Here is a 14184-nt window from a genome sequence, read left to right on the forward strand (position 1 = left end):
AACCAAGAGCATGACAAAAGCACACATCGTTTTGCTGGATAACTTTGACTCCTTTACCTACAACCTGGTGGATCAGTTTCGCTCGCTGGGCTATCCGGTCACTATCTACCGCAACAGCCTGACCGCGGAACAAATGGAGCAGGCGCTGGCAGAGAAAAGCAACCCGGTACTGGTGCTTTCTCCTGGCCCGGGCGCTCCAGCCGATGCCGGCTGTATGCCCGAACTGATCAAACGAGTTCGCGGCAAGATACCTATGATCGGTATCTGTCTCGGTCACCAAGCAATTGTCGAGGCTTACGGCGGGAAAGTCGAAGGAGCCGGAGATATTGTCCATGGCAAATCCGCCATGATGAGCCATAACGACCATACTGTATTTGGAACACTTCCCAGCCCCTTATCCATCGCCCGTTATCACTCACTGGTAGCAACTGAAGTACCAGATGAACTTAGCATCGTTGCCAATGTTAACGGCCTAGTGATGGCCGTAGTCAACGACGAGGATCGCGTCTGCGGTTTCCAATTCCACCCCGAGTCAATCCTGACCACGCAAGGAGCACAACTACTGACTAATACACTGAACTGGGTAACGAGCAAACCAGGACGCAACGTGTAACAAATTTAGGGAGAAAAAAATTATGGATGCTGTAATTTATACCATTGCAAACAAACTATACGACCAGCAATCACTGACCCAGGAAGAAAGTCAGACACTGTTCGATGCCATCATCAAAGGCGACGTTGATCCCATCCTGCTATCAGCCGTCCTGACTGCACTGAAAATCAAAGGAGAAACCCCGGCAGAAATCGCCGGAGCTGCCAGTGCCCTTCTGGCCAACGCTAATCCGTTCCCGAGCCCGGACTATGACTTTGCCGACATCGTCGGTACCGGCGGAGACGGTGCCAATACCATCAATATTTCAACCACCGCCGCCTTTGTCGCAGCGGCCTGTGGCATCAAAGTCGCCAAGCACGGCAATCGCGGCGTGTCGAGTAAATCAGGCTCTTCTGACCTGCTCGACAAATTCGGCATCAATCTAGCCATGACACCGGAAAATGCCCAAGGGGCGCTCGACGAGCTGGGTGTCTGTTTCTTATTCGCCCCGGAATACCACGGTGGCGTTCGCCACGCAATGCCTGTTCGCCAGACGCTAAAAACCCGCACCATCTTCAATGTCCTCGGTCCGTTAATTAATCCAGCCCGACCTAATATCGAGCTGATGGGTGTCTATGACCTGGCCCTGGTGCGTCCAATTGCCGAGACGATAGCCCAAATGGGTATGAAGCGCGCAGCCGTTGTCCACGGTAGCGGTCTTGACGAAGTCGCTATTCACGGCGAAACCGCCGTTGCTGAAATCATTGATGGTCAAATTAAGGAATACACTCTGACACCAGCAGACTTCGGACTGAAAACCTATCCACTTGAGGCTATCAAGGGTGGTGAGCCGGAAGAAAATAAAGCCATTATTACCAATATCCTGCTCGGCAAAGGAACCGACGCCCAACAAGCAGCCATCGCAGCCAATGTGGCCCTTCTCCTACGCTTGTTCGGCAACGAAGATCTAAAAGCCAACACGCAAAAAGCCATTGAAGTCATGCAGTCTGGCAAGGCATATGAACTGGTTGAAAAACTGGCAGCACGAGGTTAACCATGGAAACAGTACTAGCAAAAATCGTTGCCGATAAACGGATCTGGGTTGCTGAGCGAAAACAGCGACAACCATTGGATGAATTCAAAGGCGGCCTCATTCCTAGCGACCGTAACTTTTATGATGCCCTTTCCGGTGAACAGGCCGCTTTCATTCTTGAGTGCAAAAAAGCCTCACCATCGAAGGGGCTGATCCGCCATGACTTCGATCTTAAGCAGATAGCCAAGGTCTACAATGGCCATGCCAATGCCATCTCGGTCCTGACAGATGAGAAATACTTCCAGGGCAGTTTTGATTTTATCCCCGTGGTACGCAATCAGGTAACTCAGCCAGTTTTGTGCAAAGATTTCATGATTGATACCTACCAGGTGTTTCTGGCCCGCCACTACGGTGCCGATGCCATCTTGCTGATGCTCTCTGTGCTTAGCGATGAGGAATACCGGGAATTGGCCGCTGTTGCAAAGCAGCTGAAGTTGGGAATTTTGACCGAAGTCAGCAACGAACAGGAACTGGAACGCGCTATTGCACTAAAAGCCAAAGTTGTCGGTATCAATAACCGCAACCTGCGAGATTTGAGCATCGACCTCAACCGGACCAAAGAGCTGGCTCCCCGCCTACCGGAAGATACCATCGTAATTTCAGAGTCTGGTATCTACAACAACCAACAGGTTCGCGAACTTTCTGCTTATGCCAACGGCTTCCTGATTGGCAGCTCACTGATGGCAGAAGACAACCTTGAACTAGCAGTACGCCGGGTGTTACTGGGAGAAAACAAAGTCTGCGGCCTGACCCATGCCGATGACGCCAGCGCCGCCTATCAAAGCGGTGCGGTATACGGCGGCCTGATTTTTGTTTCATCCTCACCACGCCACGTTGACATCGAACAAGCCCGCATGGTGATGAGCGGCGCACCACTCAAATACGTCGGTGTTTTCCGCAACGCCGATCCGGATGCAGTGACCAAGGCTGCGAAAAACCTATCACTCTCGGCAGTGCAACTGCACGGTGACGAAACACCGGAATATATCCAAGGCCTGAAAACCCAGCTTCCGGCAGACTGCGAAATCTGGAAAGCACATGGTATCAAAGACAATGTTCCGGATTTTTCGCACTGGCCTGCCGACAAACACCTGCTCGACAGCAAAAACGGACAGCAATTCGGCGGAACAGGCAAAGCATTTGACTGGAGTCTACTCAGCGATACCGACAAAGAAAAACTGCTGCTGGCCGGTGGCCTGACACCAGAAAACGTCAGCGAAGCAGCCAAAATCGGCTGTAAAGGGCTGGATTTGAATTCAGGTGTAGAAAGCAAACCGGGCAAAAAAGATAAGAAGAAATTGAATGCGGCATTTGCTGCAATCCGAAAGTATTAAGGAAGAATATAATTATGAGCAAACTAGAAGCCTATTTCGGAGAATTTGGTGGCCAGTACGTACCACAAATTCTGGTTCCGGCCCTCGACCAATTAGAGGCAGCCTTCATCGAAGCGCAGCAAGACCCAAGCTTTCAGCAAGAGTTTATCACCCTGCTAAAAGAATATGCAGGTCGCCCGACAGCGCTAACCCTATGCCAAAACCTGACTAAAGGCACCAAGGCCAAACTGTACCTCAAGCGTGAAGATCTACTGCATGGCGGTGCGCACAAAACCAACCAGGTGCTGGGTCAGGCACTGCTGGCAAAGCGTATGGGCAAAACAGAAATCATTGCCGAAACCGGTGCGGGCCAGCACGGTGTTGCAACCGCCCTCGCCTGTGCCCTACTGGGACTGAAATGCCGAGTTTACATGGGGGCCAAAGATGTCGAACGTCAGAGCCCGAACGTATTCCGAATGAAACTGATGGGCGCTGAAGTAATCCCCGTCCACTCCGGCTCAGCCACCCTGAAAGATGCATGCAACGAAGCAATGCGTGACTGGTCTGCAAGCTATGACACTGCCCATTACCTGCTTGGTACGGCCGCCGGTCCACACCCGTTCCCAACCATAGTACGCGAATTCCAGCATATCATCGGGGAAGAAACCAAGGCACAAATTCTGGAAAAAGAAGGCCGTTTGCCAGATGCCGTTATTGCCTGCGTAGGCGGTGGCTCTAATGCTATCGGTATCTTTGCTGACTTTATCGAAAATCCGGAAGTGGGCCTGATCGGCGTTGAGCCCGCGGGCAAAGGTCTGGATACCAATATGCACGGCGCACCACTCAAGCACGGCAAACTAGGGATTTTCTTCGGTATGAAAGCACCGCTGATGCAGGACGAACATGGCCAAGTCGAAGAATCATACTCAGTTTCGGCTGGCTTGGATTTCCCTTCAGTCGGCCCACAGCATGCCCACCTCAACGCAACCGGCCGGGCTGTTTACGAATCCGTAACCGATGATGAGGCTCTCGATGCATTCCAGGAACTGGCCCGGAGCGAAGGTATTATCCCGGCCCTTGAGTCAGCCCATGCCCTGGCCTATGCCCTGAAAATGATCAAAGCCAAACCAGAAAAAGAACAATTACTGGTCGTTAACCTCTCCGGCCGCGGCGACAAAGATATTTTTACCGTACACGATATTTTAGATGCAAAGGGAGCGCTGTAATGGATCGTTATCAAGCACAATTTGACCGGTTGGCAAGAAAAAATGAAGGCGCATTTGTCCCTTTCGTCACTATAGGAGATCCAAATCCGGAGCTGTCACTGAAGATTATCGAGACTTTAGTTGAATCTGGAGCCGATGCCCTGGAGCTTGGGATCCCTTTCTCCGATCCACTGGCTGATGGCCCGACCATTCAAGGGGCAACGATCCGTGCCCTCGAATCAGGTACAACCCCAGGTGTCTGCTTCAATCTCCTCGCCACTATTAGAGCAAAGTACCCAGACATCCCAATTGGCTTGCTCATGTACGCCAACCTGGTTTTTTCTTCCGGGATCGAGAGCTTTTATCAGAAATGTGCCTCCGCCGGCGTAGACTCCGTACTGGTCGCCGATGTGCCAATAAAAGAATCGGCAGAATTCCGGGCTGCGGCTAAAAAATACGGTATCCACCCGATTTTCATCGCCCCACCAAATGCCGATGAAACCACACTGAAAGCGGTCTCTGAATACAGCGGCGGCTATACCTATCTGCTATCACGCGCCGGAGTAACCGGAGCCGAAACCAAAGCAGGCATGCCGGTTAACCACCTTCTGGAAAGCCTTAAAGCGCATAATGCACCACCAGCACTGCTTGGCTTCGGGATCTCTGAACCTAAGCAAGTCAAAGATGCACTGAACGCAGGAGCCGCAGGAGCGATCTCTGGTTCAGCGGTGGTAAAAGTTATCGAGAAAAACCTGGGGAACGAACAGGCCATGATCAGCGAAATGCATCAATTTATCAGTTCAATGAAAGCAGCAACAAAACAAGGTTAAAGACGAGGCTATGTGCTTAAGCAACCGACTGAAACAGTCACCTTAAGAATGACTCATTAATAGAAGTTCTACATAAACCAAGCCGCACCCTGTGCGGCTTTTTGCAACAGAACCAAACAAACAGCTCAAACTTTCAGTACCAAACCCGTGTTAGATCAAAGAACCCCTCAAAAACCCGTCATAAAGTAGCGAAGCTGTTAACACCAAATGTTAAAATAGTAACTACGATCACTCGCAATTGCGCATAAAAACACACCTATGAAATATCACACCAATATTTACAACAATAACAACACTTAACTCCAGACAGGACTAACAAACACAACAGAGGTATCTAAGGTGTTAAAACAGAAAGGATTATTGAACAATATCGGCGTTCAGGTCGTCATTGCAATGTGTATAGGTACACTCGCCGGGGCAATGATGGGGCACTCTGCCAGCATGTTTGCGCCGCTAGGTAGTATTTTCATCCACTTGATCAAAATGCTCGTCATCCCGTTGGTTGCAGTTGCCATCATTTCGGGTGCTGCTGGTCTGGGTAGCAGCCACTCGGCTGGTAAAGTTGGTTTTGCTACTCTAGGCTTCTTTGCCATGACTTCAGCCGTAGCCGTAGGACTTGCACTCTTTATGGGGGAAGTGTTTGAACCGGGAATCGGTGTTGATCTTACTGGTGTCGAAGGGATGTTCTCCAACGTCTATGCCGACAAAGGTGATCTTCCTACCTTCTGGGCAACTGTTCTGGGTATGATCCCAACCAACGTATTCCAGTCACTGAATGAAGCAAATATTCTACAAATTCTAGTGTTTTGCCTTTTCTTTGGTATTGCTGTGTCAAAACTGGAAAAAGAGCGACGTGATCCTCTGATCAACGGTGTTAATGCCATCGTTGATGCTATGGTCTGGATGATCAACGTGGTAATGAAAGTTGCCCCGCTTGGTGTTTTCGGCCTGATGTCTGATGCGGTAGGTACTTTTGGTTTCAGTGCCCTGATGGTGGTATTCAAACTATTTGTCGTTTATGTTGCAGCCATCCTGATTTACGGTTTTGTTTTCTACCCGCTGCTTATCAAGCTACTAAGCAAAACTTCGCCAATGAAGTTCTTGTCGGTAATGAAAAAACCGCAGGCTGTAGCCCTTTCAACAGCGTCATCTATGGCCACCCTGCCAGTTACCATGGAAGCCTGTGAAGAAGAGCTAGGCGTGAAGAACTCAACTGCATCGTTTGTCTTACCGCTCGGTGCAACCATCAACATGAGTGGTAACGCCATCTACTACGGTCTGGTAGCCATCTTCTTCGCACAAATGTTCAATATTGACCTTGGCATGGGTGCCTACGTTGCGATTATCATAACGTCGACCCTTGGTGCTGTTGGCCAGGCAGGTGTTCCTGGTCCATCATTCCTGGTTGTTGCCGTGTTACTTTCTGCCGGTATCCCGATTGAAGGCCTCCCGCTACTGTTCGCCCTTGACCGAATCTTCGATATGATCCGTACCGCCCTGAACATTACCGGTGATGCCGCCTGTGCCGTTATCATCAATGATATGGTGAGCGAAGAACCAACCCAAACAACAGAAAAAAAGCCTCAAAGCGCTTAACTCAGCTTATAGAACCAAACACAATGCAGGCTGTCGGTATTTTGCCGACAGCTTTTTTATACCAAATTTTTATACCAAAAGCTTTGGTATTGCTAAGGTATAAAAATTCATCGCCCCGCACAACAGCACTGGTAGACTCTGCATATCGGAACAGTTTGGGTATACTAGCGGCTTAGAAAACTTTCATTCCGCGTAGTTCTGCAGAGCCATGCGATAATAAGGCCGTAACTTAATGAAACAATTGATCGATTTTATTCCTCTGATCATCTTTTTTACGCTATACAAGCTCCAGGACATTTATGCTGCAACCGGCGCCTTAATCGTAGCAACGGCAATACAGCTAGTACTGACCTGGTTCCTGTACAAGAAAGTAGAAAAAATGCAGCTGGTCACTTTTGTTATGGTTGCTGTCTTCGGTGGACTAACCCTCGTGCTCCATGATGACAACTTCATAAAATGGAAAGTCACCATTATTTACACCGTGTTTGCCGGTGGCCTGGCGATCAGCCAGTACCTTGGCAAACCACTAATCAAAGGAATGCTCAGTAACGAAATTCAACTACCGGAACTGATTTGGAAACGAATCAATTTTGCCTGGATTCTGTTTTTCGTTATTTGTGCCTTGGCCAATATTTATATTGCCTTTCGTCTGCCTCTGGATGTCTGGGTCAACTTTAAAGTCTTCGGCCTATTAGCCTTAACTTTAATCTTTACCCTTGCCACCGGCGGATATATTTACCACCATACGCCCAAAGAAACCGATTCAGAGTAGTAGAAGAGTCGAAGCATGACCAAAGAGAATAATATCCCTCGCGGACAGCTGTTGCTCCGCACATTAGCAATGCCAGCAGATACCAACGCCAACGGCGACATCTTCGGTGGCTGGATTATGTCCCAGCTGGATTTAGCCGGTGCCATTTTGGCAAAAGAAATTTCTGGTGGACGAGTAGTTACCGTCTCCGTTGACAGTATTGCTTTCAAAGCCCCTGTCAGCGTTGGCGATGTCGTTTGCTGTTATGGTGAATGTAGCCGAATTGGCAACACTTCAATGAGCATTGCTCTGGAAGTCTGGGTAAAACCGGTTTCCCATGAAGAAGTCGGTGATCGCTACCGCGTTTGCGAAGCAACCTTCAACTATGTCGCTATCAATAGTGAGGGTCGTCCACGACCAATCAAAAAATCTTAAGCGACACGGTCAAAAAAGCCCTAACCTCTGGTTAGGGCTTTTTTTATTGGTTAAGATACGAAAACTCAATCGCTTCTATAAGGGAGATAACTGCGAATGTGGTATGTGATTTTTTCTCAAGACGTTGAAAATAGCTTAGAGCGCCGCATGAGTGTTCGCGATAAACACCTGGCTCGCCTGAATGACCTGCAAGATCAAGGTCGTCTGCTTGTCGCGGGCCCTATGCCGGCTATTGACAGCGAAAACCCTGGTGAAGCGGGTTTCACCGGTTCAACCGTTATCGCCGAATTCAATTCTCTTTCAGATGCCCAAGCTTGGGCCGATACCGACCCTTATATTGAAGCTGGTGTCTATGAAAAGGTTATTGTAAAACCTTTCAAAAAAGTCCTGCCTTAACAGGCCTATATTAGATATCAGCGACAAAACGAGAACAATAAGTCCAATGCTTAAAAAAACATGTGCATGCATCGCATTGCTTGTTCTGGCCGGTTGTGCATCAAACCAAGACGATGCCGCCATTGCCCTGGCCAAAAGCCGGGCATCAGCCATTAATAACAAAGCACCCTATGACAAAATCGGCGAATACCGCATTATGAAGGCGCAGGCGCGAGAAAAAACCGTCGAAATTACCATCTTGTATGGCGGCGGCGGAAAAGTAGCCCCTTCGATTGCCGTTAAAAATGCAGCCGTAAACTATTGCAAGAACAATGAGCTCACCCCGCTGTTTGATGAAGGCGTTAGCTACAATATCGTAGTAATGGATATGCGAGGCCGGAAAATGGCTGAACAGTCTGTTTATACCGATTACTGTAAAGCACTTAATCCGGTAGCTGAACAATAATACTCATACCGCCTGCTGGCCAGGCGGTATCCATCGATCGCGTTTTATGCTGATTTTTCTCGATTAAACACCAGCACTTTCAACCCACCTTCTGGATCGATATCTTTAAACTCCGGTGGATTATCCAAACGCTCAGTAAACGTTAGCTCTGGCGCTTCCGCTGCCATACCATCAATCAAGAACTGGGCAGAAACTGCAGGGTCATTAACACAGGCCACAACCTGACCATTTTCCATCAATAACTCCGGCAAACGGCGCAGGATCTTCTGGTAATCTTTAGTCAAGGCAAAGCTGCCTTTCTGGAAAGATGGCGGATCAATAATGATTAAATCGTAAGGCCCCAGTTTTCTCACCTTGCCCCAAGACTTAAACAGTTCGTGGCCCAAAAAGCTCACTTTCTTCAAATCATGCTTGTTCAGGTGATGGTTGTCGCGACCACGACTCAGAGCGGCCTTTGCCATATCTAAATTCACGACATGCTCTGCTCCACCTTCAATCGCAGCGACAGAGAAACCACAGGTATAGGCAAATAAGTTAAGAACTCGCTTACCATCAGCATGACGCATCACCCAATCACGACCATAGCGCATATCAAGGAACAAGCCGTTATTCTGCTTGCGCCCCAAATCCAACTTGAAAGTCAGACCGTTTTCCACCACATCCTGATATTCACGCTCCTCACCCCACAGCACATCCACCGGCGATCCCTGTCGGTCCCGATGCTGAAGCAGCAATGATGAAGCCCCGCTTTGCTGCCAGGTTTGAGTTTCTGCCAACGCCGTTAGCATTTGCTGTAACGCCGTCAGAAAGGACTCTGAAGGCTCTTTAAACAGAGAAACCAGTACCTGCCCGCCTAACCAGTCGACAGTAAGCTGCTCCAACCCCTGCCAACAGCGGCCTCGGCCATGAAATAGTCGACGAACTTCTGTCGGTGGCGACGTCAATTCGTTTAACAGGTGTTGTTCTAAAGTAGGTAGCGCACTCGTTTCCATAAATCTACAGCGTTTAATGAAATAAAGGCGCTATTTTAATACCAATCTCTTACACCATGCCACACAATTATTCCGGCTGAGAAGTAATACTAAACTGAATAGTAAATAGTGTTCAGGCGACTAATTTAGAGGTTTCATCAGGGAGGCGATGACTTGCAAGGACGACATATTCAGCGGTGATACGAACTTGTCGTTGACGTTTGAGGTGGGATTTTATTTTTTGACGATTTCGACGTAATGACGCCAGGCTCCAAAAACGCGATTTATTCTTTTTCTTCTTCAGTCGCATTTGAAGCGACATGGAACGTGTAAGGCGGCGCATTGTAACCCTCTGTCTAGGTAAATCCTAGACAGGCATTATATGTGATCTTTATCAACAATATAATGCCACTTGCTCAATTAACCGTCACTTAGCATAATTTATTTGGTAATTTCAGCGCATTTGTATCAATAGTGACCGCTAATGCCTTTTTTGCGATTTTTTGATACAAGAGTGTGCACTTAGGACTTACTTTTTAGTAACAACTTCGGCCAAGTGAGACTCCATGGGCTTTGCCATTCTTGCAAAGCATCTTGAACCTCTGCGACATGCCATAATTCACCTTGTTCAGGAATAGAGACAAACTGCTGCAATTCCCCTTTGTAAGGAAAACGCAATGCAAACGCGTGTAAATAGCCGCGGTCTGCATTCTCACAACCGTAAATCTCATCACCGGTAATACCTGAGCCAACACTGCGCAGTGCTACGCGAATTTGATGGGTTTTTCCCGTATGAGGCTTACATAAAAACAGGCGACGCCCATTACCTGCTGCAGCAGAGAAAAATTGAGTTACGGCCGGGTTGTCTTTACTGCTTTCCAACTTCCAGCTGCTTCGGCGCGAGCGAGTCATATCACCAATCACCGCTCCCTGCTTTTTCTTTGGCTTCTTCGTCCCAATAGCCAAATAATATTTTTCCACCTCTCGTTGGGCAAAATTAGTCGAAAGTGCTGAAGCTGCATCACGATTACGTCCCAACAACAACAAACCCGATGTCATCTTATCGAGACGGTGGATCAGATAGAGCTTCTCATCACCAGTCTGCCTGGCCACTTCAGCCAGTAAAGGCTGATCGTTATCGTCTTTGTGAACACTCACTCCCGGATGTTTATTAATAACCAAAAAATCAGGATGTTGATAAACCAGAGAGAACATAGACTGACACCATTGAGCTGAAGAAAAAACGAAATGCGAAGTATATACCCTTAGCACTGAGATACCAGTCACTCGTCCCCCCCTTAACACAAAAAAGCCGCTCAACAGAGCGGCTTTCGATACGGGTAATGTCGTATTTGCCTTAGGCAAAAAATACAAACAACATCAATAAAGGACAAACCACTCGTACGTACCAAGGCCAGATCTTCCAAAACAAGCTTTGCTCAAGTTCCGGATAACCTTCCTTAATTTCCTGTAGGACTTTATCGCGCTTCCATACCCAACCAACGAGCAAAGCAAACAGCATTCCAAGAATTGGCTGGGCAAACTCAGTGGTCAAGGAGATCACCAAGCCAAACATATCCCCGAAATTGAAAACGATGATGGCTGAGAACAGGGTGATCAAACCGCCAATCCACCATACCGCCACTTTTCGATCCTGTTGTAGCTCTTCCGTTGCGCAGGCAACCGGTACTTCCAGCATCGAAATAGATGAAGTCAATGCTGCAATCACCATCAGAACGAAGAACAGTACACCAATGAACAAACCACCTGCCCCCATGGTATCGAACATGGCTGGCAATACGCTAAATACCAGCGTATCCGATGACAACAATGCGCCCGTTTCACTATAAATCTGCACACCATTATGCTGAGCCACAAACATCGCCGGCAAGATAAGCAGGCCGGCAATAAAGGCAACAGAGGTATCTAGCATAGCCACTTGCGCCGCAGTTTTCGGCAAGTTGACATCTTTTTTGATGTAAGAACCATAAACCATCATCGAACAGACCCCCAGTGACAACGAGAAGAATGCCTGCCCCATTGCACTCACCACCAGCCCAGGACTCACTTGTGAAAAATCTGGAACCAGGTACATCTTCAAGCCTTTAATAGCACCATCCTGTGTCAGGATATAAGCCACCATGACGACAAACAACCCCAGCAGCACCGGCATCAAACGGGTAGACCAACGTTCAATACCATCCGCAACCCCATTACGTACAACAAGAATGGTCAGCACCATAAACGCAATCATCAGAACAAGATTGCGGCTGGCACTGAATGACTCAAGCCAGTTCGCCGCTGAAACCATCCCGATGGCTTCAAGCACCGGCCCAACAAGAAAACCAAACAACCAGCCAGCAACAATCGCATAGAAACTCAGGATCATAGATACCGCAATCATCCCGGCAATGCCAAGAATTGCCGCAATACCACGCTGCTGTGGCCACACCGCCCTCAATGACTTAATAGGGTTGGCACTGCCATAACGACCGATGGTCAGTTCGGCAACCAACAAAGGGTATGCCAATGCAAATACCATCAACAAGTATACGAGAAGAAAGACAGCACCACCGTTACTTGCCGCCTGAGTCGGAAATCCCCAAATGTTCCCGAGGCCAACGGCAGAACCTGCCGCAGCCAAAATAAAACCTATCCGTGAGCTGAATTGCGCTCTTGATCCACTTGCCATACTAGAATCTCTAATTAATTAATCATTAGGTGTTGCTGTTTTCATGCTGCGCCCACCTTGGTGTAAACTATTATATACAACCTTAAAAGTATCAATCACACCCTCTTCATTGGCAAGTAAAACAGTTTGGGAATATAATGTGAAGCCCGCAATTATAATTTTTGATTAACCACCACTATTTTACCTTAAAACCAAAAAAACCGTTTGCAATTTAATCAATTTCAATTTCATTGTTTTACTTTTGTTAAGTGAACTGGTGAAAAGTAACTCTTCGGCAAGATAACGTTGGTATTCCTGGAATTTCAATGCAGAATAGTAGGAATACAACTCTGTTAAATTAGATAACCCACTCACATGGAACAGTTTTATCAAGTGCTCGTTTGGGCCGGAGTCTTTTTTTACTGGCTAGTAATTGCTGGTGTTACGATGCGTGTCGTATTCAAACGCCGTGTTGTCGGTGTCTCCCTTGCCTGGCTGATGATCATCTACATCATTCCAATTGGCGGTGTTTTTGCCTATTTATTGGTAGGAGAACTTAATCTGGGAAGAAAACGTGCCGAACGGGCAAAAGATATGTTCCAGCCATTTGCCGACTGGTTTCAACGCCTCAATGACTGCCCCGGTCACCAGCCACAACAAATGAGCCACCAGGCCCGCCCTATCAGTGATTTATGCGAAAACAGACTTGGCCTTCCGGCACTTTGTGGCAACAGCATGTCCCTTCAGGATTCCCCGCATCAAATCCTGCGTTCTATCATTAAAGATATTCACCACGCTCAAAAAAGCATCCATCTGGAATTTTATATCTGGCATCCGGGCGGACTAGCCGACGAGGTAGCCTCTTCTCTAATCATTGCAGCCAAACGCGGTGTTTCCGTCAAACTGTTACTTGATGCCGCAGGCAGCATCCGCTTTTTCCGCTCCTATTGGCCGAGCTTAATGCGTCAGGCGGGAATTGAAATAACAGAAGCACTTGCGGTATCACCATTGAGGATGTTCCTGCGCCGGCTAGATCTGCGCCAGCACCGCAAAATTGTGGTAATTGATAATAAGATAGCCTATACAGGCTCGATGAATCTGGTTGATCCTGAACACTTTAAAACAGATGCCGGTGTCGGCCAGTGGATTGATGTGATGGTCAGACTGACCGGCCCTTGTGTTCCGGTGCTTAACTGTATTCAGGCCTGGGACTGGGAAGTGGAAACCGGTAAACGCTTCCTGCCGGAACTGCCTACAGAAGAAGTCAGCACAGCGACAGAAAAGCATGAAATCATTCAGGTGATCCCATCCGGTCCCGGTATGCCCGATGAAATCATCCATCAGGTACTGTTGCTCAGTATTTACCAGGCCAAAGAAAGTATCGTGATCACCACACCTTATTTTGTCCCGAGTGAAAACCTGCTCCATGCCCTTGAAAGTGCAGCAGAACGAGGCATCAGTGTGCACATCGTCATACCGGATAAAAATGATTCCGTGATGGTGGAATGGGCCAGCCGCTCTTTCTTTACCGAGCTACTAACGGCAGGAGTGAAAATCCACCGCTTTCATGGCGGCCTGTTACATACCAAGTCGGTCATTATTGATAATACCCACTGCCTGATTGGTACGGTAAATCTTGATATGCGCAGCTTATGGCTCAACTTCGAAGTTACCCTCGCGGTTGATAATCCAGAATTTACCCGTCAACTCAGCTGGCTACAGCAGGAATATATCCGCAATTCAACCCATATCCAGCTTGAAGAATGGGAAAAGCGCCCGGTAGTCAAAAAACTCAGCGAGCAATTTTTCTATATGTTCAGCCCGCTGCTTTAGCTTCCTGCGCAATAATATGAACTCTTGCTTATTCCGGTTGATATTATTCAGTT

The 14184-nt window shown here is 48.0% G+C and carries 14 protein-coding genes; 11 read left to right on the plus strand and 3 right to left on the minus strand.

Annotated features, from left to right (window positions below):
- Window positions 1-10: 10 nt before the first annotated feature.
- From Q0852_RS04345 to Q0852_RS04390, 10 genes are all read left to right on the plus strand, one after another.
- The gene (locus Q0852_RS04345; protein ID WP_299014967.1) at window positions 11-613 is read left to right on the plus strand and encodes an aminodeoxychorismate/anthranilate synthase component II; all 603 of its coding nucleotides are present in this window, start codon (window positions 11-13) and stop codon (window positions 611-613) included.
- A 22-nt stretch (window positions 614-635) separates the two neighbouring features.
- Window positions 636-1646 (plus strand): anthranilate phosphoribosyltransferase, encoded by a 1011-nt coding sequence (gene trpD, locus Q0852_RS04350; protein WP_299014384.1) that lies wholly within the window; start codon window positions 636-638, stop codon window positions 1644-1646.
- A gap of 2 nt (window positions 1647-1648) precedes the next feature.
- Window positions 1649-3019: a bifunctional indole-3-glycerol-phosphate synthase TrpC/phosphoribosylanthranilate isomerase TrpF gene (trpCF, locus tag Q0852_RS04355; protein WP_299014387.1), complete on the plus strand. Its 1371-nt coding sequence runs from the start codon at window positions 1649-1651 to the stop codon at window positions 3017-3019.
- A gap of 14 nt (window positions 3020-3033) precedes the next feature.
- A complete protein-coding gene (trpB, locus tag Q0852_RS04360) occupies window positions 3034-4224 on the plus strand; it encodes a tryptophan synthase subunit beta (protein WP_299014390.1) in 1191 nt (396 codons plus the stop codon).
- Window positions 4224-5033 carry a tryptophan synthase subunit alpha gene (trpA, locus tag Q0852_RS04365; protein ID WP_299014393.1) on the plus strand — a complete coding sequence of 270 codons (810 nt, stop codon included), beginning with the start codon at window positions 4224-4226 and terminating at the stop codon, window positions 5031-5033. The genes trpB and trpA overlap by 1 nt, the downstream gene beginning before the upstream one ends.
- Window positions 5034-5372: 339 nt before the next feature.
- Window positions 5373-6629, plus strand: coding sequence for a dicarboxylate/amino acid:cation symporter (locus Q0852_RS04370; RefSeq protein ID WP_299014395.1), 1257 nt, complete (start codon window positions 5373-5375; stop codon window positions 6627-6629).
- Window positions 6630-6861: 232 nt separating this feature from the next.
- Window positions 6862-7401 carry a septation protein A gene (locus tag Q0852_RS04375; protein ID WP_299014397.1) on the plus strand — a complete coding sequence of 180 codons (540 nt, stop codon included), beginning with the start codon at window positions 6862-6864 and terminating at the stop codon, window positions 7399-7401.
- A 15-nt stretch (window positions 7402-7416) separates the two neighbouring features.
- The gene (gene yciA, locus Q0852_RS04380) at window positions 7417-7815 is read left to right on the plus strand and encodes an acyl-CoA thioester hydrolase YciA (protein WP_299014400.1); all 399 of its coding nucleotides are present in this window, start codon (window positions 7417-7419) and stop codon (window positions 7813-7815) included.
- A gap of 96 nt (window positions 7816-7911) precedes the next feature.
- On the plus strand, window positions 7912-8211 hold the full coding sequence (locus Q0852_RS04385; protein ID WP_299014403.1) for a YciI family protein: 300 nt from the start codon (window positions 7912-7914) through the stop codon (window positions 8209-8211).
- Between the two features lie 46 nt (window positions 8212-8257).
- Window positions 8258-8656 carry a GspS/AspS pilotin family protein gene (locus Q0852_RS04390; RefSeq protein ID WP_299014406.1) on the plus strand — a complete coding sequence of 133 codons (399 nt, stop codon included), beginning with the start codon at window positions 8258-8260 and terminating at the stop codon, window positions 8654-8656.
- A gap of 44 nt (window positions 8657-8700) precedes the next feature.
- On the opposite strand, the gene Q0852_RS04395 is transcribed toward Q0852_RS04390, so the two are convergent.
- The 3 genes from Q0852_RS04395 to Q0852_RS04405 form a co-directional block, all read right to left on the minus strand.
- Window positions 8701-9648 (minus strand): class I SAM-dependent methyltransferase, encoded by a 948-nt coding sequence (locus tag Q0852_RS04395; protein WP_299014408.1) that lies wholly within the window; start codon window positions 9646-9648, stop codon window positions 8701-8703.
- 501 nt (window positions 9649-10149) lie between these two features.
- Window positions 10150-10842, minus strand: a complete 693-nt coding sequence (locus Q0852_RS04400; RefSeq protein ID WP_299014970.1) for a TIGR01621 family pseudouridine synthase — start codon at window positions 10840-10842, stop codon at window positions 10150-10152.
- A 142-nt stretch (window positions 10843-10984) separates the two neighbouring features.
- Entirely contained in the window at window positions 10985-12319 is a 1335-nt protein-coding gene (locus Q0852_RS04405; RefSeq protein ID WP_299014410.1) for a sodium-dependent transporter, read from the minus strand.
- Between the two features lie 354 nt (window positions 12320-12673).
- On the opposite strand from Q0852_RS04405, the gene cls reads away from it, so the two are divergent.
- Window positions 12674-14131 carry a cardiolipin synthase gene (cls, locus tag Q0852_RS04410; RefSeq protein ID WP_299014413.1) on the plus strand — a complete coding sequence of 486 codons (1458 nt, stop codon included), beginning with the start codon at window positions 12674-12676 and terminating at the stop codon, window positions 14129-14131.
- Window positions 14132-14184: the final 53 nt, after the last annotated feature.

Source organism: uncultured Photobacterium sp. (assembly GCF_947502415.1).
In the GTDB taxonomy this organism is placed as follows: Bacteria; Pseudomonadota; Gammaproteobacteria; order Enterobacterales; family Vibrionaceae; genus Photobacterium.

Excerpts from the sequence above, each read along its gene's own strand:
- Q0852_RS04345 (WP_299014967.1), top strand. The coding sequence starts at position 11 with ATGACAAAAGCACACATCGTTTTGCTGGATAACTTTGACTCCTTTACC.
- Q0852_RS04385 (WP_299014403.1), top strand. The coding sequence starts at position 7,912 with ATGTGGTATGTGATTTTTTCTCAAGACGTTGAAAATAGCTTAGAGCGC.
- trpCF (WP_299014387.1), top strand. The coding sequence starts at position 1,649 with ATGGAAACAGTACTAGCAAAAATCGTTGCCGATAAACGGATCTGGGTT.
- trpA (WP_299014393.1), top strand. The coding sequence starts at position 4,224 with ATGGATCGTTATCAAGCACAATTTGACCGGTTGGCAAGAAAAAATGAA.
- Q0852_RS04395 (WP_299014408.1), bottom strand. The coding sequence starts at position 9,648 with ATGGAAACGAGTGCGCTACCTACTTTAGAACAACACCTGTTAAACGAA.
- yciA (WP_299014400.1), top strand. The coding sequence starts at position 7,417 with ATGACCAAAGAGAATAATATCCCTCGCGGACAGCTGTTGCTCCGCACA.
- cls (WP_299014413.1), top strand. The coding sequence starts at position 12,674 with ATGGAACAGTTTTATCAAGTGCTCGTTTGGGCCGGAGTCTTTTTTTAC.
- trpB (WP_299014390.1), top strand. The coding sequence starts at position 3,034 with ATGAGCAAACTAGAAGCCTATTTCGGAGAATTTGGTGGCCAGTACGTA.
- Q0852_RS04400 (WP_299014970.1), bottom strand. The coding sequence starts at position 10,842 with ATGTTCTCTCTGGTTTATCAACATCCTGATTTTTTGGTTATTAATAAA.
- Q0852_RS04375 (WP_299014397.1), top strand. The coding sequence starts at position 6,862 with ATGAAACAATTGATCGATTTTATTCCTCTGATCATCTTTTTTACGCTA.
- Q0852_RS04405 (WP_299014410.1), bottom strand. The coding sequence starts at position 12,319 with ATGGCAAGTGGATCAAGAGCGCAATTCAGCTCACGGATAGGTTTTATT.
- Q0852_RS04390 (WP_299014406.1), top strand. The coding sequence starts at position 8,258 with ATGCTTAAAAAAACATGTGCATGCATCGCATTGCTTGTTCTGGCCGGT.
- trpD (WP_299014384.1), top strand. The coding sequence starts at position 636 with ATGGATGCTGTAATTTATACCATTGCAAACAAACTATACGACCAGCAA.